We start from the raw sequence: 22661 nt of genomic DNA, 5'->3' as shown, positions 1-22661 counted from the left end.
GGTCAGGCGGGGAGGACGACCGGCCGGCTGCGGACCTGGACGACCAGCTCCACCTCGACCGGGGCGTCCAGCGGCAGCACCGCCACCCCGACCGCACTGCGCACGTGCCTGCCGGCGTCGCCGAAGATCTCGCCGAGCACCTCGCTGGCTCCGTTGCCGACCGCCGGCTGGCCGGTGAAGTCCGGGGCACTGGCCACGAAGATCACCACCCGGACGATGCGCTCGATCTCGTCCACCCCGCCGATCTGGTCGCTCACCGCGGCCAGCGCGTTGAGCACCGCGGTGCGCGCACAGTCCGCCCCCGTCGCGGCCGACACCTCCGCACCCACCTTGCCGGTGGCCACGAGCGACCCGGCCACGCTGGGCAGCTGGCCCGAGGAGTAGACGAGGTCGTGCATCCGGACGGCCGGGACGTACGCCGCGAGGGGGGCGGCCACCGACGGCAGCTCGATCCCCAGCTCGGCGAGCCGGGCCGACGCGGACCCCGAGCCGGACTGAGCGGGGGTCACGGTCAGGCCTGGATCGGACGCTTCAGGTACGCGACCAGGTTCTCCGGGTTCAGTCCCGGCACCACCTGGACCAGCTCCCACCCGTCCTGGCCCCAGTTGTCGAGGATCTGCTTCGTCGCGTGGACGAGCAGCGGAACGGTGACGTACTCCCACTTGGTCATGGGCGGAGCCTCTCGTGAGTGCGGGAACGACGCGGGACGACCCGCTCTTCGTCATCCACCATCGTGACGAACGAGCGAGAACAGCGCTCATCCTAGGGACCCTGCGGCCGCGCTCAGACCGCGCAGAGGCAGAACGGGTGGCCGCTGGGGTCCAGCAGCACCACGAACGTCTCCGTCGACCGGGTGTTGTCGGCCATCGTGGCGCCGAGCGACTGCGCGTACGCCGTCGCCGCCGCCAGCTCGTCCGTCGGGACATCCAGATCGAGGTGGTACTGCTGAGGCACCTGGTTGTCCGGCCACGACGGCGGACGGTGGTCCAGTGCCAGCTGGAAGGACAGCCGCGGCAGCCGGTGGTCCTCCCGCTCGACGGTCCACCAGTCCTCTTCCCGCCGCTCGATCCGCCAGCCGAGGAGACGGCTGTAGAACTCCGCCAGCCGGGGCGGGTCGTCGGTGTCCAGCACCACGTCGCCGAAGGTGATGCTCGGTCGCGGCCCCTCGGCCGTCTGGGGCGCGTTCTCGCTCATGGTCGTCATGGTGGCCGCCCCCGGTGACAGTGGTGAGAGACGAGCCACACCCGGTCCGTTCCCGCGGTCCCCGGACCTAAGATCGAGCGCATGCCCGAGACCGACGCCGCCGCCCCGACCGCCGAGCACCCGTGCTGACGGTCGGCATCCTGGGCGGCACCGGCCCGCAGGGCCGAGGCCTGGCCCGTCGGCTCGCCCTCGCCGGTCACCCGGTGGTGCTGGGCAGCCGTTCCGCCGACCGTGCCACCGAGTCCGCGGCGTCCCTCGGGGTCGACGGCGTCACCGGCGCCGACAACGAGACCGCGGCCGCCGCCGACCTGGTCATCGTCACGGTGCCCTACGACGGTCACGCCACCCTGCTCGGGTCCCTGGCCGGATCACTGGCCGGCAAGATCGTGGTCGACTGCGTCAACCCGCTGGGCTTCGACAAGCAGGGGGCGTACGCCCTCGACGTCCCGGACGGGTCGGCCGCCCAGGAGGCGCAGCGGATCCTGGCGGACTCCACCGTGGTCGCCGCCTTCCACCACCTCAGCGCGGTCCGCCTCGAGGACCCCGAGGTGCACGAGTTCGACGAGGACGTGCTGGTCCTGGGGGAGGACCGGGACGCGGTCGGGGTGGTCATCGAGCTCGCCGCGGCGGCCCTGCCCGGCGGTCGCGGGGTGTACGCCGGCCGGCTCCGCAACGCGCACCAGGTGGAGGCGCTGACCGCCAACCTGATCGCTGTCAACCGTCGCTACAAGACCCACGCCGGGCTGCGTGTGACGGAGCTGGCGTGAGTCGCACCCGGTCGACCCGGACCGATCGCCGCCCCGTCAGCACCACCCGCCCGGCCCACACCCTGCACATCGTCAGCGGCAAGGGCGGCACCGGCAAGACCACCGTCGCCGTCGCCCTGGCCTGCGCCCTCGCCACCGCCGGTCGCCGGGTGCTGGTCTGCGAGGTGGAGGGTCGGCACGGCATCACGGACCTGTTCGGCCGACCGCCGCTGGTGGGCGCCGAGGAGCCCCGGCTGACCCGGACCCCGAGCGGCGGCGCGGTGCACGGCCTCGCGATCGACGCCGAGGACGCGCTGCTGGAGTACCTCGAGTCTTTCTACCACCTGGGCTTCGCGGCCAAGGCCCTGGACAAGTTCGGGGCCACCGACTTCGCCACCTCGATCGCACCGGGGCTGCGGGACGTGCTGCTGACCGGCAAGGTCTACGAGGCGGTGCGGCGGCAGACCAAGGGCCTCGACAACGCCTACGACGCGGTCGTGCTGGACGCCCCGCCGACCGGCCGGATCGCGCAGTTCCTCAACATCCACGAGGCCGTCTCCGGGCTGGCCAAGGTGGGACCGATCCGCAACCAGGCCGACTCGATCAACACGATGCTGCGCGCGTCGACCACCGTCGTGCACCTGGTCACCCTGCTGGAGGACATGCCGGTGACCGAGACCGAGGAGGCGATCGAGCAGCTGAAGCCGACCCAGATCGCCGTGGGAGCGGTGATCGCCAACATGGTGCGCTCGATGCCGCTCGACGACGGCGAGCTGCAGACGTACGCCGACGGTCGGGGCACCCTGTCCGTCCCCGGCTTCAGCACGACCGACAACGCCGCCCTGGCCGAGGAGTTCGCCATCGAGTCCACCCGGACCCTGGACCACCGCCGTCGCCGCGTCACCCTGGACGGCTTCGGCACCACCGTCGCCGAAGTCGCCTTCGACCCCGGCGGCATCGACGAGAACGCCGTCTTCGCCATCGCCGACCAGCTGCGCGACCAGATCACCTTGGAGCCGACGCGATGAGTCGTACGAAGCGGGCGGCCGCCACCCCGGCAGCCGCGGCACCGGCACCCGCGCCGACGCACTCTCCCCGGTTCCTCGACGTCGACGCCCTGATCGCCGACCAGCGGGTCCGGATCGCCGTGGTCTGCGGGGCGGGCGGCGTGGGCAAGACCACGAGTGCCGCCGCGCTGGCGCTGCGGGCGGCCGAGGCGGGGCGCAAGGTCGTCGTGCTGACCATCGACCCGGCCCGCCGGCTGGCCCAGTCACTCGGGGTCGACGAGCTCGACAACACCCCCCGACCGGTGCGCGGCCTCGATGTCGCCAACGGCGGCAGCCTGGACGCGATGATGCTCGACATGAAGCGGACCTTCGACGAGGTCGTGCTGGCGCACTCGACCCCGGAGACGGCCGGTTCGATCCTGGAGAACCCGTTCTACGTCGCCCTGTCCTCCCAGTTCGCCGGGACCCAGGAGTACATGGCGATGGAGAAGCTCGGGCAGCTGCACGCGGAGGCGGTGGAGACCGGCTCGTGGGACCTGATCGTGGTCGACACCCCGCCGGCCCGGTCAGCACTCGACTTCCTGGACGCGCCCGAGCACCTCAGCTCGCTGCTCGACGGTCGCTTCCTGAAGGTCCTGCTGGCCGGCGCCCGCGGACCGTTCCGCCTGGTCAGCGTCGGGTTCAACCTGGTGGCGGGCGCGCTGAACAAGATCCTCGGCGGCCGCCTGCTCACCGACCTGCAGACCTTCATCGCCGCGTTCGAGGCGATCTTCGGCGGGTTCCGCCAGCGCGCGAACCAGACGTTCCAGCTGCTGGCCTCGCCGCAGACGACGTTCCTGGTCGTGGCCACCCCGCAACGCGACGCGCTCCGGGAGGCGGCCTACTTCGTGGACCGGCTGAGTGAGGAGAGCATGCCGCTGGCCGGCGTGGTGGTGAACCGGGTCAACCGGGGCACCCTGGACGTGTCGGCCGAGCGGTCGCTGGCGCTGGCCGAAGATCTCGATCCGGACACCTTCTCCGTCGAGATCGCCGCCCTCCGCCAGCACGCCGATCTCGTCCGCGTGATCGAGAACGAGCAGCTGCTGCTCGAACGGTTCGCCGCCCGACGCACGTCGGTGGCCCTCACGTTGGTGACGGCGCTCCCCGGCGACGTCACCGACGTCGGCTCACTTCGACGCGTGGGCGCCCTGCTGGCCACCGAGGACTGAAGGCTGGCTGACCAGCACCGACCGCCAGCTGCGGACGTCCGGGCGCTGCCGCAGCAGCTGCCGGCGCTCACGCTCGGTCATGCCGCCCCAGACACCCCACTCGATCCGGTTGTCCAGCGCCTCGGCCAGGCAGTCGAACCGCACCGGGCAGCCCAGGCAGACGCTCCGAGCCCGCTTCTGGTCGACGGCTTCCGGGAACAGTGCGTCGCCCATGCCTCGGCACTTGGCGGCCGTAGCCCAGTCTTCTGATTGAACAGCAGTCATGCTGTGATTCCCCCTTGTGTCACAGGGCACTCCCCAGCACCCGTGTGTGTCGCCCCCGGGCACTCCCCAGTACCCCCCGCGGACGCGACGAGTCATATGGTACGAATGGACGCACCAGTTGGCCAGTCGGTGGCCGATGATTCGTTCATTCGTAATAGATTCGATACGCGCGTCCCCGCGGATTGGACCCGACACCCGAATCAGCGATTCGGCCGGGTCATCTTCCTCACGTACCCTGTTCGGCATGCCCTTTACCCCTAGACGTGTGGGCGGTGTCGCGTACTCGCTGGTGATGTTCGTCGTCGTCAGCGTGCTGTCGGGCGTGTTGATCGCCGGTCTGTTCGTCCCCCTCGCGGGACTCGCCGGAGTCAGCAGCAAGGCAGCCGCCGATGAGCTCGACAACCTGCCGGCCGAGCTCGCCACCCCGGTCCCGCCCACCCGGTCGAAGGTGTTGATGGGCGACGGCAAGATCCTCGCCTACTTCTACGACGAGAACCGCATCTACGTGAAGCTCGACAAGATCGCGCCGGTGATGCGTCAGGCCCAGCTGGCCATCGAGGACCACCGCTTCTACGAGCACGGCGCTCTCGACCTGCGCGGCACCATGCGGGCCCTGGTCCGGAACTCCTCCGGCTCGGAGACCCAGGGCGGGTCCTCGATCAGCCAGCAGTACGTCAAGATGGTCCAGGTCGAGGCCTGCCAGGGCGACAAGCAGTGCATCAACGACGCGACCCGGTCCTCCGGCGCGGAGGGCTACCAGCGCAAGATCCGCGAGCTGCGTTACGCGATCGCGCTGGAGAAGCGGTTCACCAAGGACCAGATCCTGGAGCGCTACCTCAACATCGCCTACTACGGCGAGGGTGCGTACGGCGTCGAGGCCGCCGCCCGGCACTACTACAGCAAGAGCGCGAAGGACCTGGACCTGAGCGAGGCGGCGATGCTCGCCGGTCTCGTGCAGAACCCCGACGCCAACAACCCGGTGGACAACCCCGGGGCCGCGGCCGACCGTCGCGACGTCGTCCTCAACCGGATGGCCTCCCCCGAGCTGAAGCTGATCACGGTCGCCCAGGCCACGGCGGCCAAGAAGGAGAAGTTCGACCCCGCCGAGGTCAAGCCGACCCGGAACGGTTGCGTGGGCACGAAGTACCCGTTCCTGTGCGACTACGTCTACCGGACCCTGCTGACGATGCCGAGTCTCGGCAAGACGGTCAAGGAGCGCGAGAACAACGTCAAGCGCGGCGGTCTGACCATCCAGACGGCGATCGACCCCAAGACCCAGGACACCGCCCAGAAGGCGGTCAGCAAGGTCGTCGGTGCCAAGGACCCGCTCATCTCCACCATGAACATGATCCAGCCCGGCACCGGACTGATCCTGGCCATGGCGCAGAGCCGTCCGGTGATGGGCAGCGACGCCAAGAAGGGCCAGACGTACTGGAACCTGGCGGTCGACCCGGCGATGGGTGGCATCCAGGGCTACCAGGCCGGCTCCACGTTCAAGGCGTTCACCGCGGCGGCGGCGCTGGAGAAGGGCATCCCGCTGTCGAAGAAGTACAACGCCAAGGCGAGCATGAACTTCGGCGGCAAGTCCTTCGAGTCGTGTGACGGGCGCGAGCAGGTGTACGGCAAGTGGCAGGTCAAGAACTCCACCGGCGCCAACGGCAACATGAACATGTACCGGGGCGCCGCGATGTCGGTGAACACCTACTTCGTGCAGCTGGAGATGAACACCGGCATGTGCCGGGTGACCAAGATGGCCAAGAAGCTCGGGGTCAAGCTCGGCACGCCCAACCGCGACATCGTCGACTACTACCAGCACACGCCGTCGTTCACCCTCGGCTCGGTCGAGGTCAGCCCGCTGTCCATGGCCGAGGCGTACGCGACCTTCGCCGCCCGGGGCATCCACTGCAGCCCGATCATCATCGAGTCGGTCACCACCCGGACCAAGAAGAAGCTCGAGGTGCCGAACGGCAACTGCCAGCGGGTGATGAGCAAGGACGTCGCCGACGGCATGAACAAGCTGCTGGCCGGGGTGATGAAGAACGGCACCGGCACCCGGGCCCGGACCTCCGACGGTCGTCCGCAGGCGGGCAAGACCGGCACCATCGACTCCAACGAGGCCGTCTGGTTCGCCGGGTACACCCCCGACGTGGCCGGCGTCGCGATGATCTCCATCGACAACACCAAGAAGCCGTTCATCAAGAGCAGGGCGGCCCGGAACGCCGGCGAGTTCCGCCGGCAGGGTGTGAAGGGCTACCGGATCCCGTCCACGAACACGTACCTGGAGGGTTCGGGTAGCGGCGACTCGGGGATGAAGATCTGGAAGCCGACCATGGAGAAGTACCTGGCCGACGTTCCGCGCACCAACTTCAAGAGCCCGCCCAGCCGGATCGAGAAGGGCAAGATGGTCGACGTCCCGAGCCGCTTCGGGCTCGGCATCAAGGCGTACACCAAGAAGCTGGAGAAGGCGGGCTTCACCGTCGACACCAACTACGTCTACAGCGACGGCGTCCCGCGGGGCGGCTTCGTCGGCTGGTCGGTGTCCAGCGGGTCGAAGGCCCCGCAGTACAGCACCGTCTACAAGCTCTACTCCCAGGGCCGCGACCCGGAGAAGGTCGCCGCCGAGAAGGCAGCGAAGAAGGCAGCGGCCGACAAGAAGAAGAAGGCGGCGGCCAAGAAGAAGAAGGCCGCCTCCGAAGCGGCCAAGGAGGCCCGCGAGAAGGCCCGCAAGGAGGCCGAGGGCGGGGGCTAGTCACCCGCCGTACGAGCAGCAGAACCGGGTCGGTCCTCAGGGACCGGCCCGGTTCTCGTCTGGGGCCGCCGCAGCGGTGGACGGCAGCGGCCGCGTCCCGGTGTGTTGTCGGGCGTTCCGAGCGCCGCGGAGCCTGCGGAGCAGAGCGAGGTGGGCGGGACGTGGCCGCCGCCGTCCACCCCGGTGCCGCCCCACCGCGGTGCGGCCCCCGGTCTCAGCCGGCGAGCTGCCTGCGCACCTCGGCGGCCACGGCCCCGCCGTCGGCCTTGCCCTTGGTCTGCGGGGTCACGACGCCCATCACCTTGCCCATCCCCTTCGGACCCAGCTCGGCGGCGCCGGTGCTCGCGATCGCCTCGGCGACCAGCGCGGTGATCTGCTCGGCGGTCAGCGGCTGCGGCAGGTAGTCGGCCAGCACCGCGGCCTCGGCCCGCTCCTTCTCCGCGAGCTCGGGACGGTCCGCCTGGGCGAACGCCTCCTCCGCCTCGCGCCGCTTCTTGGCTTCCTTGATCACCACGTCGAGGACCTGCTGGTCGGACAGCTCGTGCGACGCCGTGCCCGACACCTCGGCCTCGCTGATCGCGGTGAGGACCATCCGCAGCGTGCCGGAGCGCACCTTGTCGCGGGCCTTCATCGCGGTGGTGAGGTCGGTGCGCAGCTGCTGCTTGAGTCCAGTCGAGTCGGTCATGGGCCCAGTCTCCCAGTCCCGACCGGACGCCCTCACCCGAGTTTTGTGCCGTCAGCCGAAACTGACACGGTTTTCGGCACAGAAGTCGGGGGTGGGTAGCCTGCTCCGCATGTCTGCTGCCGGGGTGCTCGCCAGGACCGTGCTCGGGGTCGGGGCTGTCGGGGCGGGGACGCTGGCGTACGCGAGCCTGTACGAGGTCGACGCCTACGTGCTGCGCCGGGTCGAGGTGCCGATCCTTCCCGCGGGAGCACGGCCCATCCGGGTGCTGCAGATCGCCGACCTGCACCTCACCCCCGGCAACCACCAGCGGGTCGCCTGGGTGTCGCGACTGGCCGGACTCGAGCCGGACCTGGTCATCGACACCGGCGACAACCTGTCCCACCCCGACGCCGTGCCGGTGGTCACCCGCGCCCTGGGACGGCTGCTCGACAGGCCGGGCGTCTTCGTCTGGGGCTCCAACGACTACTACGCGCCCACCTTCAAGAACCCGCTCACCTACCTGACCCGGCCCAGCCGGATGGGCCGTGAGCACCCGAGCGAGCTGCCCTGGCGCGACCTCGGAGCCGCCTTCGAGCGCTCGGGCTGGGTCGATCTGACCCACCGCCGGCTGACCCTGGAGATCAACGGCACCCGGCTCGGCTTCCGCGGGGTGGACGACGCCCACCTGGGCCGGGACGAGTACGCCCGGGTGGCCGGCGCCGTCGACCACGCGACCGAGGGCGACGTGGTGCTCGGGGTGACGCACGCCCCCTACCGGACCGTCATCGACGCGATGACCTACGACGGGTGCGACCTGGTGATCGCCGGCCACACCCACGGCGGTCAGGTCTGCGTGCCCTTCTACGGCGCGCTGGTCACCAACTGCGACCTGGATGCGCGCCGGGTGAAGGGGCTGTCGACCAACAGGGCCGGCGACCGCACGTCGTTCCTGCACGTCTCGGCCGGACTGGGCACGTCACCGTACGCGCCCTTCCGCCTGGCCTGCCGTCCCGAGGCCACCCTGCTGACCCTGGTGCCCCGGGCCTGACCGTTGGCTACCGGGTGTCCTCGTCCACCCAGTCGAGGGTCCGCTCGACGGCCTTCTTCCAGCTCCGGTACTGCCGACCGACCTCGTCCCGCTCGTCGGTGGGGCTCCAGCGCTTGTCCTCGGCCCAGTTGTCGATCACGTCCTGCTCACCGTTCCAGAAGCCGACGGCGATGCCCGCGGCGTACGCGGCCCCCAGCGCGGTGGTCTCGGTGACCTTGGGTCGGACCACGTCGACGCCGAGCTGATCGGCCTGGAACTGCATCAGCAGCTCGTTGCCCACCATGCCGCCGTCCACCTTGAGCTCGGTCATCTCGGTCTCCGCGTCGGCGTTCATGGCCTCGACCACGTCCCGGGTCTGGTAGGCCACCGACTCCAGGACCGCCCGGCACAGGTGCGCCTTGCGGACGTAGCGGGTCAGACCGACGATCGCGCCCCGGGCGTCGGAGCGCCAGTAGGGCGCGAAGAGACCGGAGAAGGCCGGCACCACGTACGCGCCGCCGTTGTCCTCCACCTCCGCGGCCAGCGTCTCGATCTCGCTCGCCTCGGAGATCAGCTCGAGGTTGTCCCGGACCCACTGGACCAGCGAGCCGGTGACCGCGATCGAGCCCTCCAGGGCGTAGACCGGGGCCTGGTCGCCGATCTTGTAGCAGACGGTGGTCAGCAGACCGTTCTGGCTGCGGATCGGGGTGGTGCCGGTGTTCAGCAGCAGGAAGCTACCCGTGCCGTACGTGTTCTTGGCCATGCCCTTCTCGAAGCAGGCCTGACCGAAGGTCGCCGCCTGCTGGTCACCGAGGATGCCGGCGATCGGGATGTCGTGCAGGAAACCCTGTCGGCGGCCCGTGCCGTACACCTCCGAGGAGGAACGGATCTCCGGCAGCATGGACAGCGGGATGCCCATCGCCGCGCAGATGTCGGGGTTCCAGTCCAGGGTGTCGATGTTCATCAGCATGGTCCGCGACGCGTTGGTGACGTCCGTGGCGTGCACACCGCCGTTCGGTCCCCCGGTCATGTTCCACAGCACCCAGCTGTCGGTGGTGCCCAGCAGCAGGTCACCGGCCTCGGCCCGTTCGCGCGCGCCCTCGACGTTGTCCAGGATCCACGTCACCTTCGGTCCGGTGAAGTAGGTGGCCAGCGGCAGACCGACAGCGTCCTTGAACCGGTCCGCACCCTCGTCGCCGCCCAGCTCCTCGATGATCGGCTTGGTGCGGGTGTCCTGCCAGACGATCGCGTTGTAGACGGGCTTGCCGGTGTGCCGGTCCCACACCACAGCCGTCTCCCGCTGGTTGGTGATGCCGACCGCGGCGATGTCGAGGGCGGACACGTCGCCGTGGGACAGGGCCAACCCGACGACGTCGCGCACGTTGGTCCAGATCTCCACCGGGTCGTGCTCGACCCATCCGGCGCGCGGGAAGATCTGCTCGTGCTCCAGCTGTCCGCTGGAGACGATCTGGCCGTCGTGGTCGAACACGATCGCCCGACTGCTGGTGGTGCCCTGGTCGATGGCCATGACGAACTTCGGGTCACTCATCGTCGAGTCCTCTCGCTGCGGGGTGGTGGTGACGATTGTGGTGGGCGCCGCGATCGGCAGACACCAGGGTCAGGCCAGGCCGGTGGCGCTGGCGAGGTCGAGTGCCTCCAGGACGTCGCCGTCCCGACCGCGGGCCCGCTGGGCGGTGTCGTCGTCGGGCGCCGCAGCAGCCCGGTCCTCGGCCTCGCACCGCCGGCGGTAGGCCGCTATCTCTATCTCGCGCCGCGAGTCGTCCCAGCCGAGCTCCGCCGCCATCAGCGCCGCGATCTCCTCGGCGGCGCCCAGTCCGTGGTCGGCGACCTCGTAGGTCAGCCGGGTCCGGGTGATCATCACGTCCTCCAGGTGCAGCGCCCCCTCGTGGGTGACGCCGTAGACGATCTCGGCCCGCAGGTAGGCCTCCGCCTGCCCGACCGGTCGGGCCAGCTCGGGACGCTCGTCGATCATGGTCAGCAGCTCGGGCAGGGCCGAGCCGTAGCGGTGCAGCAGGTGGGCCACCATCGCCGACGACCAGCCGTAGCGCTCCGCGATCTCGGGGGCCCGGCGGGCGTACGCGTGGTAGCCGGCGGCACCGACCAGCGGGGTGGTGGCGGTCTCCGAGGGCAGCTCCGCCGCCCGCTCGGTGCCGAGGGCGAAGTCGACCGCGTCCTCGGCCATCACCCGGTACGTGGTCAGCTTCCCCCCGGCGATCGAGACCAGACCGGGAGCGACCTGGGTGACGGTGTGCTCGCGCGAGACCTTGCTGGTGCCCTTGCCCCGGGATCCCGTCTTGACCTGCGGCTGCAGCAGCGGCCGCAGCCCGGCCCACGTCCCGATCACGTCCGCCCGGGTCAGCGGCTCGGCCAGGACCGTGTTGGCGTGGTCCAGCACGTAGTCGATGTCGGCCGCCGTCGCGACCGGGTTGGTGAGGTCGCCGCGGTAGTCGGTGTCGGTCGTCCCGATCACCCAGTAGCGGGACCAGGGGATGATGAACAGCACCGACTTCTCGGTCTGCAGGATCACCCCCGACTCCCCCGCGAGGCGTTCGCGGGGGACGACGACGTGGATGCCCTTCGACGCCAGCACCTGCAACCCGTTGTCCTGCCCGGACAGTCGCTGGACCTCCTCGGTCCAGACGCCCGTCGCACTGATCACGGTGCCCGCCCGCACGACGTGCTCGGTGGAGGTCTCCAGGTCCCGCAGCCGCGCTCCGCCGACCCGGCCGGTGTCGTCGGTGGTCAGCTCGACCAGCTCGGTCCGGGAGGCGGCGTGGGCACCGAGCTGCACAGCGGTCCGGACCAGGTCGATGACCAGGCGCGCGTCGTCGACCTGACCGTCGAAGTAGCGGATGGCGCCCCGACAGGCGTCCGCCCTCATCGCCGGGAACGTCTGCAGCACCCCCTGGCGGCTGACGTGACGGTGGACCGGCACGGCGCGGTTCCGGGTGCCGACGGTGGCCAGGGCGTCGTAGAGGGCGATCCCCGCCCCGACGTACGGCCGCTCGTACCAGTGGTTCAGGGGGTAGAGGAACGGCACCGCCCGCACCAGGTGCGGGGCCAGCCGGTCGATCAGCAGACCGCGCTCGGACAGGGCCTCCGAGACCAGCTTGAAGTCGAGCATCTGCAGGTAGCGCAGACCCCCGTGCACCAGCTTGCTGGACCGGCTCGAGGTGCCCGCGCCCCAGTCCTGGGCGTCGACCACACCGACCCGGAGACCCCGGGTGGCCGCGTCCAGCGCGATGCCTGCGCCGGTCACCCCGCCGCCCACCACCAGGACATCGAGCTCGGTGGCGCTCATCGCGGTCAGGGAGGTACGGCGCTGCGGCTCGGTCAGCTTGGTCATGGGGACTCCTCGTCATCGGCGTGCACCACCACTCTGATCCCCCGAGCACGTTGTTGCAATCTGCTGCACGAACGTTCAGGCTCGGGCGAGGACACCGCACAGATGGGACCCCATGCGCCGAGACACCGCCGACGACTCCTGGTCCGAGCACGAGCTCCGCCGCGTGGCCACGCTCTACTACCTGGGCGACGAGACGATGGAGTCGATCGCCCAACGGCAGCAGGTGTCGCGCAGCACCGTGTCGCGTCAGCTCAAGCTCGCGCGGGAGCGGGGCATCGTGCGGATCAGCGTCGACACCGGCGCTCCCGACGGCGGCCTCGGCGGACAGCTCGCGCAGCGTTACGGCGTGACCGCGCACGTCGTCCCGGTCCGGGACTCCGCCGGCGACAGCCGCCTGCTGCACCAGGTGTGCCGGTACGCCGGCCGGCTGCTGAGTGACTGGTTCGCGGACAACATGGTCCTCGGCGTCGCCTGGGGCGCCACCATGTCGACCCTGATGGATCACCTGGTGCCGAAGCCGACCCGGGGCGCGACCATCGTCCAGCTCAACGGAGCCGTGCACGCCTCGAGCACCGAGATCCGGTCGATGAGCGACCTGCTGGGCCGGGCCTGCGACGCGTTCGACGCCCGCCCGCAGTTCTTCCCGGTGCCGGCCTTCTTCGACGATCCCGCCACCCGGGACGCGCTGTGGCGGGAGCGGTCCATCGCGGCGGTGGTGGAGCTGCAGCAACGCTGCGACATCGCGGTCTTCGGGGTCGGGTCGTGGACCGGCGAGGTGTCCCAGGTGTACGCCGGCGGCTACCTCGACCCGGCCGATCTCGAGGCTCTGCGCCGGGCCGGGGCGGTGGGCGACATCTGCACGACCTTCCTGCGGCTGGACGGCAGCTGGGCCGACCTGACCATCAACGCGCGGGGCAGCGGTCCCGACCTGACCACACTGGCCGGCCTCCCCCGTCGGGTCTGCGTGGTGGCCGGTCAGGGCCGCGTCCCCGGCACCATCGGCGCCCTGAACGCCGGGGTGGTCACGGACCTGGTCATCGACGAGCAGACGGCGGCGACGCTGCTCGGGTTCGACCCGCGGCAGGTCTCGCGCCGGTGACCGTCTGTTTCCGCCCCCGACCCGAGCTGGGGACAGCGCCGTCGGCGGGAACGATGTGAGGTCTTGGGCGCTTTCGGCTAGAGTGTGCGAGGCCTCGGCGGCATCATCCGCACAGGCCAGCGGGGTGTGGCGCAGCTTGGTAGCGCGCGTCGTTCGGGACGACGAGGTCGCAGGTTCAAATCCTGTCACCCCGACCACGGGATGTCGGTCGACATCGCAACGGGCTGGATCCACCGAGGGTGGGTTCAGCCCTTCGTCGTCTCAGGGTCCTCCTGGCCCCTGTCCTCCACCGGTTCCCCGCGCGAGGCGGTCCGTCGACGGGGCCCGAGGCGTCCTCGACCGCTCGGACCGGGCGAGCCGCCGTACGCTCGTGAGATGGCGGCGGGGCGAGGGACACGGAGGGTGCTCGGCGACCTGCTCGCCGCCGTTCTCCTGGTCGCGCTGCTGCTGCTGCCCGACCGACTGACCCGCACCGACCTCGGATCGTTCGCCGCCGTGCCGATCGAGCCGGTGCTGGGCGGGGTGCTGCTGGTGGTGCTCCCCGCCGGCGTACGCCAACCGGTGGCCGCCGCGTTCGGCGGGCTGGTCGGACTGTTGACCGCCCTCAAGCTCGTCGACGTCGGCTTCTACGCCGCGCTCGCCCGACCGTTCGACCTGGTCCTGGACTGGACGCTGCTGCCCGGCGTCTGGGTCCTGCTGCAGGGATCGCTCGGCGGCGTCACCGCGGTGCTCGTCCTGGCCGGGCTCGCCGTGGTGGTTGCCACCCTCCTGGCCGCGGCCGTCTGGGCGACCCTCCGGCTGAGCCGGCTGCTCACCGCGCACCACGAGCCGGCCGTCCGCGTGCTCGCCGCGATCGGTGCCTGCTGGCTGGCCTGCGCCGCCGTCGGGGTGCGCGCCGTGCCGCCCTACCCGGTGGCCTCGGCGTCGAGCACGACCAAGATCATCGGCGAGGTGCGGGCCGTCCGGGAGGGGCTGGCCGACCGGGAGCGGTTCGCCGCCGAGCTGGCCGCCGACCGGTTCTCCAGCGTGCCGGCGGACGACCTGGTCACCGGGCTGCGGGGCACTCAGGTGCTGGTGATCTTCGTCGAGAGCTACGGCCGGGTGGCACTGGCCGATCCCGCGATCGCCGCCGCCGTGACCCCGGTGCTGGACGAGGGCACCCGGCGGCTCGCCCGGACCGGCTGGCAGGCCCGCAGCGGCTACCTCACCTCCCCCACCGCCGGCGGGGGGAGCTGGCTGGCCCACGCCACGCTCCTGTCGGGGCTCTGGATCGACGATCAGCAGCGGTACCGCCAGCTCGTGGCCAGTGACCGCCGCACCCTCACCGGTGTCTTCGCCGAGGCCGGGTGGCGGACCGTGGGGATCATGCCGGGCAACACGTCCGCCTGGCCGGACGGCGCCGTCTACCGCTACGACGAGATCCGCGACTCGCGCTCACTGGGCTACGCCGGTCCTCCGTACGGGTGGGCTCGGGTCCCCGACCAGTACACCCTGGCCGAGGCGGGGCGGGTGCTCGAGACCGGCTCGCCCGCGGCTCCGACGATGGTGGTGACGCCCCTGATCACCAGCCACGCGCCCTGGACCCCGGTGCCGACCCTCGTCGACCCCGCCGCGGTGGGCGACGGCTCGGGACTGACCCCGGCCACCGGCACCGCCGAGCCACCGGAGGCGATCCTCACCCGTGACCCGTCGCGGGTGCGTGCCGACTACGGGCGGTCCCTCGCCTACACCCTGAGCGGCGTGGTCGCCCAGCTCGCCCGGACACCGGCCGACGACCTCGTGGTGATCATGGTCGGGGACCACCAGCCGGCGCCGGTGGTCACCGGACCCGACGCGGGCCGCGACGTCCCGATCACCCTCCTGGCCGGCGATCCCGCGGTCCTCGAGCGCGTTCGGACCTGGGGCTGGACCACCGGTCTCCGCCCCAAAGGCGACGCGCCGGTCTGGCGGATGGACGCGGTCCGCGACCGGTTCCTGACCGACGTCGCCGGGGCGACGCCTCGCTGAGCGCGGACTACCGACGGGTCGCCGGCGGGCCCCGCATCCGCGGCTAGGGTGCCCGGATGACCCGCACGCACGCGTACGCGATCACCACCACCTGGACCGGGAACCGCGGTGAGGGCACGTCCGGCTATCGCGCGTACGGGCGCGACCACGACCTGGACGCCGCGGGTCGACCCACCCTGGCGGCGTCGTCGGACCCCGCCTTCCGCGGCGACCCGGATCGGTGGAACCCCGAGCTGCTGCTGGTGGCGGCGCTCTCGGACTGCCACCTGCTGGCCTACCTGCACCTGTGCGCGGTGAACGGCGTGGTCGTGACCGCCTACACCGACGAGGCGAGCGGCACCATGGAGACCGACGGCGACGGCGGTCGGTTCACCGAGGTCGTGCTGCGGCCGGTGGTGACGGTGGCCGAGGAGTCCATGATCACCACGGCGAACGCGCTGCACCACGACGCGCACCGGAACTGCTTCATCGCCGCCTCGGTGAGCTTCCCGGTGCGGACGGAGCCGACCGCCACCAGCTGAGGCCCCACCCGATCACCGACGGCGTGGGACGAGCCTCAACGGCGGGTGAGCAAACCGCCGATGTAGCCGAGCACGCAACCCGCGAGGATGGCCAGCACGCCACCACCGCCGTTGACGTCCACCCCGTCGATCATCGACGGGACGACGATCAGGGCCACTGCCACCAGGGCGCCCAGCACCGCGGTGAAGCGGCTCAACCGACCCGATCGACCGGTCAGTCCGAACACCATCAGACCGGCGAACACGACCAGCGCCAGGCCGAGCGGCAGATCGCCGAGACCGTCACCGGCCACGTCGATGGTCAGCCCCAGGGCGCCCATGATCATCAGCAGGCCGCCGGCGACGGTCAGCAGGACCCGGAGCCACGGCCGACGGTCGCCGGCGGACTGGATGATCGTGCCGGCGTCGCCGACCGTCGACCGGCCGTCGGTGGCCGCCACGGTGAACGAGCGGGTGATCTCCCGCCCACCCGGAGCCCGCGGGCCACGGAACGTCAGCCGGCTGGTGACGGCCTGCCCGGCCGGGACGTCCAGGTGGGCGGGCGCGAAGGCGAAGGCGAGGACGTTCTCGGGATCGTCCCCGTGCAGCCACACCCGGATCGGTGCGCGCCCCTGCCGGTTGTCCACGATCACCGCCGCGTCGCCCCGCCGCCGGTTGGCCAACCGCACGATGCTGGGATCCAGCCGCACGGCCAGGGTCGTCATCGGGGAGACGCTCGCGGACTGGCGCAGCGTCACCGGTGTCCGCGCCGTCCGGGCTCCGTCCGAGGCGACCAGGGTCACCTCCCGCGTCACCTCGGTCCCCGGCTCGAGGGCGGGACAGGTCAGCCGGACGTCGACCTCGGCCGAGCCGCCCGGCGCGACCCGCACCTCGGTGGCGCTCCAACCGGCGTGCACCAGCCGCTCGGGGTCGACAGCGTCCAGCCGCACCGTCGCCCACCGCCGGCCGGCGCGGTTGTCGACGGTCAGCCGGACCACCGTGCTGTCGTCGTCCTGCAGTCGCACCCGGGACGGGGTGGCCGTCAGCTCCACCACCGGGTCCTCCACCACCGCCGACGTGGACTGCACCAGCACGGCCACGGCGTCGACCCGTCGGCGCCCCTCCGTCGCGCTCACGGTCAGCGACCGGGTGATCTCGCGACCGGCTTCCGGGCGGGGGGCCGTGGTCACCAGACGCACCCGGGCCGAGTCACCGGGCCCGACGATGATCTCGGCCGGGTCGAAGAAGAAGCCGACGGCCAGCTCGGCGTCGCTGCCGGTCAGCCGCACCGTCGCCGGTCGGTTGCCGGCCGCGTTGTCCACGACGACCGTGAGCCGCGCGGTGTCCACGTCCGTGGTTCGTGCGACGCTCGGCTCGACCCGCAGCGCCACCGGCGCGTCGACGACCGGCACCGCCACCGTGACCTCGACCACCTCGTGAGCCGGGGGGCGGGTCAGCGACCGGACGCGGAGACGCAGCCGGCTCTCCCCGGCGGGCGCCAGGATGTCGCCGGCGATCCGGAAGCGGACCCGGACCCGGTCCTCGGTGTCGGGCAGCAGCCGGAGCTGATCGGACGCGACCACCAGCCACGGCGGGGCGCCGCCGACGTCCACGGCGTAGCCGTCGACGATGTCGGACAGGTTGCGGACGGTCAGAGCCAGCTCCGTGACGGACCCGTCCACCGGGACGACCACCGGGTGGGTCGGCGGCTCGAGCCGCAGCACCGGCTGCACCGCAGCGACAGGCTCCACCGCCGTCATCGGGGGCACCGCCGACGGCTGGCGCGACTGGGCCCCCGGTCGCCACTCCGTCGCAGCCACGGGAGCGGTTGGAGGGAGCGGTCCGGTGGTGGGTGGCGGTCCGGTCGGGTCGAGGCGCGGCCTCACCCGGGTCTCGATCAGCTCCTCGGCGGGCGGGGGTGCCGGAGCCGGGCGGGGCGCCTCGGTGCGGTCCTCCCAGGCGAGGAAGCTGTTGCAGCGCAGACAGAACTGGGTCCCGGTCGGGTTCTGCTCCCCGCAGCTCTCGCAGGCTGACGTGGACATCGTCGTCGGACCTCCTCTCGCGTGGGTCGTCACCGGGCTCTCCTTCGTGCGATCGGCCATACGGGCTGTCGGCGGCGCGGCGGAAACGCCGCCGGCGCCATCACCTGGGAGGACGGTGGTGCCCGCCGTGATACGCGGTGGCTCGCCGGACCTGTCCACGACGACCGTGGGCTACCGTGCGCAGATGACCAAGCACGGCTCGCGGCCGGGGAAGATCGCCAACGACGTCTACGAGGCCGAGCTGTTCCGGCTGCAGTCGGAGCTGGTCAAGCTGCAGGAGTGGGTGCGCCACACCGGGGCCCGGGTGGTGGTGATCTTCGAGGGCCGGGACGCGGCCGGCAAGGGCGGCACCATCAAGCGGGTCACGGAGTACCTGAGTCCGCGCGTCGCCCGGATCGCCGCGCTCCCCACGCCGACCGAGCGGGACAAGAGCCAGTGGTACTTCCAGCGCTACATCGCGCACCTGCCCGCCGCCGGCGAGATCGTCCTCTTCGACCGCTCCTGGTACAACCGGGCCGGCGTCGAGAAGGTGATGGGGTTCTGCACGCCGCAGCAGTACGCCCTGTTCATGCGCCAGGCGCCGCTCTTCGAGCAGATGCTGATCGACGACGGGATCCTGCTGCGCAAGTACTGGTTCTCGGTGTCGGACTCCGAGCAGCTGAAGCGGTTCCGGTCGCGGATGAACGACCCGGTCCGGAAGTGGAAGCTCTCACCGATGGACCTGGAGTCGATCAACCGGTGGGAGGACTACTCCCGGGCCAAGGACGAGATGATGGTGCACACCGACGTGCCCGGCAGCCCGTGGTTCGTGGTGGAGTCCGACATCAAGAAGCACGCCCGGTTGAACATGATCTCCCACCTGCTGTCGACCATCCCGTACGCCGACGTCCCGGCCGTGAAGGTGAAGCTGCCCAAGCGTCTGCCGGCCGGCGAGAACTACCACCGCCCGCCGCGGGAGCTGTCGACCTACGTGCCCGATCACGTCCGTCAGCTGATGGGCGACCCCGAGGCGACCGCCTGACTCCGGGACGGACACGGGGCTCAACCGCCCGTGCCCGGCGTGTCGCCCCCGGCCACGCCACTGAGCCGCGCGTTCGTCCCGGACGCCACGGGTGAGCCGGGGCCCTCAGCCCCGGCGGTGGTTCAGCGCCCCGTGCCGGCGTAGACCACTGCCTGCTCGCTGGAGTCCAGCCCGAAGGCCGTGTGCGCGGCGACCACGGCACGGTCCACGTCGTCCTGGTTGACGACCACCGAGATGCGGATCTCCGAGGTGGAGATCATCTCGATGTTGACCTCGGCGGCAGCGAGCGCGGAGAAGAACTTCGCGGTGACCCCGGGGTGCGAGCGCATCCCGACCCCGACGACGGAGACCTTGCCGATCTGGTCGTCGTAGAGGATGTCGGTGAATCCGACGCCGGCCTGCAGCGCCTGCAGGGTGGCGATCGCGGCCGTGCCGTCGGCCTTCGGCAGGGTGAAGGAGATGTCGGTGCGTCCGGTCTCCACCGCCGACACGTTCTGCACGATCATGTCGATGTTGATCTCGGTGGCCGCCACGGCCTCGAAGATGCGGGCCGCCTCACCCACCCGGTCGGGCACCCCGACGATGGTGATCTTGGCCTCGCCGCGATCGTGCGCGACTCCCGAGATGATCGCCTGCTCCATCTGGCTTCCTTCCTCCAGCTCCTCGACCCAGGTGCCGTCCTTGTCCGAGAACGACGACCGCACGTGCACCTTGACGTTCTCGCGCCGCGCGTACTCCACGCACCGCAGGTGCAGGATCTTCGCCCCGCACGCCGCCATCTCCAGCATCTCCTCGTAGGAGATGCGCGGGATCCGCCGGGCACTCGGCACGATCCGCGGGTCGGCGGTGAACACGCCGTCGACGTCGGTGTAGATCTCGCAGTGGTCCGCGCCCAGCGAGGCGGCCAGGGCGACGGCCGTGGTGTCGGAGGCCCCCCGACCCAGGGTGGTCACGTCCTTCGTGTCCTGGGCCACGCCCTGGAAGCCGGCCACGATGACGACGTCGCCGAGGTCCAGCGCGGAGGTGATCCGGCCCGGTGTGATGTCGATGATCCGCGCGTTGCCGTGGGTGCCGGTGGTGATGATGCCGGCCTGCGACCCGGTCAGCGACCGGGCGTGCAGGCCCTGGTCCGCGATGGCCATGGCCAGCAGCGCCGCACTCATCCGCTCGCCGGCGGTCAGCAGCATGTCCAGCTCGCGCGGCGGCGGCACCGGGGAGACCTCCAGCGCCAGGTCCATCAGGTTGTCGGTGGTGTCGCCCATGGCGGAGATCACGACGACCACGTCGTTGCCCTGCTGCTTGGTCGCCACGATCCGCTTCGCGACCCGCTTGATGCTCTCCGCATCCGCGACCGAAGAACCGCCGTACTTCTGGACTACGCGTCCCACGCCACCCTCCTCGTTCGCTCCGGCACCTCGTGGCCGGGAAAGCCTCGGCAACTCTATGCCCTGCCCGCGGCGACCCTCAGGTCCTGCGGCCGGCCGAGACGCCTCGCCCAGGGATTGCCGCGCCGGACCCGGTACGGGCGAGGATCTGGCGTCCGCACCGCCACCGAGGGCCGACCGACAGCGGCCGCGACGACACGGAGTCGCCGCCTTCCTGGCTACCCTCGATGTCGTGACCAGCCCCTTCTCCGCCCCGGTCAGCCGTCGCCTCTTCCTCGCCGGCTCGCTGTCGGCGGCGCTGCTCGCAGCCGCCGCGTGCAGCAGCGACGAGTCCGCCCCGCAGCCCAGCCCCACCCCGGTCTTCCCGGTCACTGTCGATCACATGTACGGGTCGACGACGATCCCGGCGGAGCCGAAGCGGATCGTGGTCATCGGCACCACCGAGCAGGACGCCCTGCTGGCGCTCGGGGTGGTTCCGATCGCGGTCACCCAGTGGGTCGGCGACGAGCCGTACGCCGTCTTCCCCTGGGCTATCGACAAGCTGGGTGACGCCAAGCCCACCGTGCTGGAGTCGGCGGAGGACCTGTCGGCCGCCACGATCACCGGCCTGAAGCCGGATCTGATCATCGGGACCAACGCCGGGATGGACAAGGCCACGTACACCGCCCTCAGCACGATCGCCCCCACGATCGCCAACAGCGGCGTCTACGCCAACACGTCCTACGAACCCTGGCCCACCCAGACGGTGCTGGTGGGCAAGGCCGTCGGGCGGGAGGCTCAGGCGCAGAAGCTGGTCGACGACCTCACCCAGCGGTTCGCCGAGGTCGCGGCCGCCCATCCCAAGTGGGCCGGCGTCTCCGCGGGTTTCGTCCAGGCCCCCTACGACGACGGCAGTGTGATCGCCTGGCCGAACGGGCTCGGCACCAACTTCCTGACCGACCTCGGCTTCACCATCCCGAAGTCCTTCGACCGGTTCGTGAACGACAAGGTGGCGCAGGCCCAGATCCCGGCCAAGGACACCGGGGTCCTCAACGAGGCCGAGGTGCTGGTCTGGGGCACCGACGTGGCGGGCGACGGGGCGGACATCCGCGCCGACAAGGTGCTCGGTGGGATCGACGCGGTGAAGGGCGGGCGCTCGGTCTACACCGGCGACCTGCTCGCCTCGGCCATCTACTTCAACACCATCCTCAGCCTTCCGTACGTGATCGACCAGCTCGTGCCGGAGCTGGAGAAGGTGCTGCCCGGCGGCTGACCGCGGGCTGGGCACCCGGCCCGCTCGACGTCCTAGTGAGGTTAGGCTCACCTCATGTCCTCCGTCACTCTGACCCGCCGGATGCTCCTGGCCGGCTCGCTCTCGGCCGCCGCGCTCGCCGGGCTCACCGCCTGCAACTCCTCCGCCGCCCCCGGAACGGGCACCGAGGCCGCCGGCCCGGCGGCCTCGGTCTTCCCGGTCACGGTCACCCACAAGTACGGGGACACGGTCATCCCGGCCGAACCCCAGCGGGTCGTCGTGGTCGGCTTCACCGAGCAGGACATCCTGCTCGCGCTGGGCGTCACCCCGGTGGCCACCACCGAGTGGTACGGCGACCAGCCGTACGCCGTCTGGCCCTGGGCCACGGGGAAGCTCGGGGACGCGAAGCCGGTCGTGATCAAGGCGCCGGACAAGCTCCCGCTGGAGCAGATCGCGGCCCTCACCCCCGATCTGATCATCGGCACCAACGCCGGACTCGACCGGGCCGTCTACGACTCGTTGACCAAGATCGCCCCGACCATCGCCAACAGCGGGAAGCACGACAGCGACTGGTTCGAGCCGTGGCCGGACCAGACCCTGCTGGTGGGCAAGGCACTGGGCAAGGAAGCGGCGGCGCAGCAGCTGGTCGACGACCTGAGCAGGCGCTTCGCCGACGAGGCCGCGGCCCATCCGCAGTTCGCCCGGGTGCCCGCGATCTTCCTGCAGGCGCCCTACTACGAGGGCTGCGCCATCGCCTACCGGGACGGGCTGAGCACCGAGTTCCTCACCGATCTGGGTTTCGTGATCCCCGCGGAGCTGACTCCGTTCGCCCGGGACGAGGCGCAGGCCTACATCCCGGTGGAGAAGATGGACGTCCTGAACGCCGGTCAGGTGCTGATCTGGGCGACCGAGGACGACAAGGCCAAGGCCGAGCTGGAGAAGAACAAGCTGTTCGGGCAGCTGGAGGCGGTCAAGGCCGGCCGCTCGCTCTACACCGGCGGCGAGCTCGCCGGGGCGATCTACTTCTCCACCGTGCTCAGCCTGCCGTACGTGCTGGACCGGCTGGTGCCGCAGCTGGCCGAGGCCCTCCCCGCCTGACCGGGGACCTCCCCGCCTGACCCGGGCGCAGCCCCACCGGGTG

Annotated in this window: 20 protein-coding genes and 1 tRNA gene; 12 read left to right on the top strand and 9 right to left on the bottom strand. The window is 71.1% G+C overall.

Annotation, left to right across the window (positions count from 1 at the left end; genetic code table 11):
• Nucleotides 1–2: 2 nt before the first annotated feature.
• The 3 genes from ABD714_RS22575 to ABD714_RS22565 all read right to left on the bottom strand — a co-directional run bounded on the left by ABD714_RS22575 (nucleotide 3) and on the right by ABD714_RS22565 (nucleotide 1194).
• Entirely contained in the window at nucleotides 3–509 is a 507-nt protein-coding gene (locus tag ABD714_RS22575; RefSeq protein ID WP_344814716.1) for a RidA family protein, read from the bottom strand.
• Between the two features lie 2 nt (nucleotides 510–511).
• Nucleotides 512–670: a Sp36 family protein gene (gene sp36 / locus ABD714_RS22570; protein ID WP_344814715.1), complete on the bottom strand. Its 159-nt coding sequence runs from the start codon at nucleotides 668–670 to the stop codon at nucleotides 512–514.
• Nucleotides 671–783: 113 nt separating this feature from the next.
• The gene (locus tag ABD714_RS22565) at nucleotides 784–1194 is read right to left on the bottom strand and encodes a VOC family protein (protein WP_344814714.1); all 411 of its coding nucleotides are present in this window, start codon (nucleotides 1192–1194) and stop codon (nucleotides 784–786) included.
• Nucleotides 1195–1325: 131 nt separating this feature from the next.
• On the opposite strand from ABD714_RS22565, the gene npdG reads away from it, so the two are divergent.
• Genes npdG through ABD714_RS22550 form a run of 3 tightly spaced genes read left to right on the top strand, consistent with a single transcriptional unit; the run spans nucleotide 1326 to nucleotide 4164 of the window.
• Nucleotides 1326–1970 (top strand): NADPH-dependent F420 reductase, encoded by a 645-nt coding sequence (npdG, locus tag ABD714_RS22560; RefSeq protein WP_425562445.1) that lies wholly within the window; start codon nucleotides 1326–1328, stop codon nucleotides 1968–1970.
• The gene (locus ABD714_RS22555) at nucleotides 1967–2977 is read left to right on the top strand and encodes an ArsA-related P-loop ATPase (protein ID WP_344814713.1); all 1011 of its coding nucleotides are present in this window, start codon (nucleotides 1967–1969) and stop codon (nucleotides 2975–2977) included. Before npdG ends, ABD714_RS22555 begins: the two co-directional genes overlap by 4 nt.
• On the top strand, nucleotides 2974–4164 hold the full coding sequence (locus ABD714_RS22550) for an ArsA family ATPase (RefSeq protein WP_344814712.1): 1191 nt from the start codon (nucleotides 2974–2976) through the stop codon (nucleotides 4162–4164). Before ABD714_RS22555 ends, ABD714_RS22550 begins: the two co-directional genes overlap by 4 nt.
• On the opposite strand, the gene ABD714_RS22545 is transcribed toward ABD714_RS22550, so the two are convergent.
• Nucleotides 4123–4428: a WhiB family transcriptional regulator gene (locus ABD714_RS22545; RefSeq protein ID WP_344814711.1), complete on the bottom strand. Its 306-nt coding sequence runs from the start codon at nucleotides 4426–4428 to the stop codon at nucleotides 4123–4125. The genes ABD714_RS22550 and ABD714_RS22545 overlap by 42 nt on opposite strands.
• A 244-nt stretch (nucleotides 4429–4672) precedes the next feature.
• Between ABD714_RS22545 and ABD714_RS22540 the strand changes: the two genes are divergently transcribed.
• Nucleotides 4673–7177 (top strand): transglycosylase domain-containing protein, encoded by a 2505-nt coding sequence (locus ABD714_RS22540; protein WP_344814710.1) that lies wholly within the window; start codon nucleotides 4673–4675, stop codon nucleotides 7175–7177.
• Between the two features lie 214 nt (nucleotides 7178–7391).
• Here the strand turns inward: ABD714_RS22540 and ABD714_RS22535 are convergent, their stop codons facing one another.
• Complete coding sequence (locus ABD714_RS22535) at nucleotides 7392–7862, bottom strand: GatB/YqeY domain-containing protein (protein WP_344814709.1); 471 nt, start codon at nucleotides 7860–7862, stop codon at nucleotides 7392–7394.
• Nucleotides 7863–7971: 109 nt separating this feature from the next.
• On the opposite strand from ABD714_RS22535, the gene ABD714_RS22530 reads away from it, so the two are divergent.
• The gene (locus ABD714_RS22530) at nucleotides 7972–8889 is read left to right on the top strand and encodes a metallophosphoesterase (protein WP_344814708.1); all 918 of its coding nucleotides are present in this window, start codon (nucleotides 7972–7974) and stop codon (nucleotides 8887–8889) included.
• Nucleotides 8890–8896: 7 nt separating this feature from the next.
• On the opposite strand, the gene glpK is transcribed toward ABD714_RS22530, so the two are convergent.
• Together glpK and ABD714_RS22520 are read right to left on the bottom strand one after the other, a co-directional pair.
• On the bottom strand, nucleotides 8897–10417 hold the full coding sequence (glpK, locus tag ABD714_RS22525; RefSeq protein ID WP_344814707.1) for a glycerol kinase GlpK: 1521 nt from the start codon (nucleotides 10415–10417) through the stop codon (nucleotides 8897–8899).
• A 69-nt stretch (nucleotides 10418–10486) separates the two neighbouring features.
• Nucleotides 10487–12235, bottom strand: coding sequence for a glycerol-3-phosphate dehydrogenase/oxidase (locus ABD714_RS22520; protein ID WP_344814706.1), 1749 nt, complete (start codon nucleotides 12233–12235; stop codon nucleotides 10487–10489).
• A gap of 112 nt (nucleotides 12236–12347) precedes the next feature.
• Here ABD714_RS22520 and ABD714_RS22515 point away from each other — a divergent pair, with 112 nt between their 5' ends.
• From ABD714_RS22515 to ABD714_RS22500, 4 genes are all read left to right on the top strand, one after another.
• On the top strand, nucleotides 12348–13334 hold the full coding sequence (locus tag ABD714_RS22515) for a sugar-binding transcriptional regulator (RefSeq protein WP_344814705.1): 987 nt from the start codon (nucleotides 12348–12350) through the stop codon (nucleotides 13332–13334).
• A 120-nt stretch (nucleotides 13335–13454) separates the two neighbouring features.
• Nucleotides 13455–13531: transfer RNA gene (locus ABD714_RS22510), tRNA-Pro, on the top strand.
• A gap of 178 nt (nucleotides 13532–13709) precedes the next feature.
• Entirely contained in the window at nucleotides 13710–15341 is a 1632-nt protein-coding gene (locus ABD714_RS22505; protein ID WP_344814704.1) for a CDP-alcohol phosphatidyltransferase family protein, read from the top strand.
• Nucleotides 15342–15397: 56 nt separating this feature from the next.
• Nucleotides 15398–15862 carry an OsmC family protein gene (locus ABD714_RS22500; protein WP_344814703.1) on the top strand — a complete coding sequence of 155 codons (465 nt, stop codon included), beginning with the start codon at nucleotides 15398–15400 and terminating at the stop codon, nucleotides 15860–15862.
• 35 nt (nucleotides 15863–15897) lie between these two features.
• Here the strand turns inward: ABD714_RS22500 and ABD714_RS22495 are convergent, their stop codons facing one another.
• A complete protein-coding gene (locus ABD714_RS22495; protein WP_344814702.1) occupies nucleotides 15898–17883 on the bottom strand; it encodes a COG1470 family protein in 1986 nt (661 codons plus the stop codon).
• A gap of 184 nt (nucleotides 17884–18067) precedes the next feature.
• Between ABD714_RS22495 and ppk2 the strand changes: the two genes are divergently transcribed.
• Nucleotides 18068–18904, top strand: a complete 837-nt coding sequence (ppk2, locus tag ABD714_RS22490) for a polyphosphate kinase 2 (protein ID WP_344814701.1) — start codon at nucleotides 18068–18070, stop codon at nucleotides 18902–18904.
• Nucleotides 18905–19026: 122 nt separating this feature from the next.
• On the opposite strand, the gene ABD714_RS22485 is transcribed toward ppk2, so the two are convergent.
• The gene (locus tag ABD714_RS22485) at nucleotides 19027–20292 is read right to left on the bottom strand and encodes an aspartate kinase (RefSeq protein ID WP_344814700.1); all 1266 of its coding nucleotides are present in this window, start codon (nucleotides 20290–20292) and stop codon (nucleotides 19027–19029) included.
• Nucleotides 20293–20521: 229 nt separating this feature from the next.
• Here ABD714_RS22485 and ABD714_RS22480 point away from each other — a divergent pair, with 229 nt between their 5' ends.
• Both ABD714_RS22480 and ABD714_RS22475 read left to right on the top strand, forming a co-directional pair.
• Complete coding sequence (locus tag ABD714_RS22480; protein ID WP_344814699.1) at nucleotides 20522–21541, top strand: ABC transporter substrate-binding protein; 1020 nt, start codon at nucleotides 20522–20524, stop codon at nucleotides 21539–21541.
• Nucleotides 21542–21595: 54 nt separating this feature from the next.
• A complete protein-coding gene (locus ABD714_RS22475; RefSeq protein ID WP_344814698.1) occupies nucleotides 21596–22618 on the top strand; it encodes an ABC transporter substrate-binding protein in 1023 nt (340 codons plus the stop codon).
• Nucleotides 22619–22661: the final 43 nt, after the last annotated feature.

Source organism: Microlunatus aurantiacus, assembly GCF_039536605.1.
Taxonomy (GTDB): domain Bacteria; phylum Actinomycetota; class Actinomycetes; order Propionibacteriales; family Propionibacteriaceae; genus Microlunatus; species Microlunatus aurantiacus.
The sequence above is the reverse complement of the archived record's forward strand: the minus strand, read 5'-3'. Positions and strand labels throughout refer to the sequence as shown.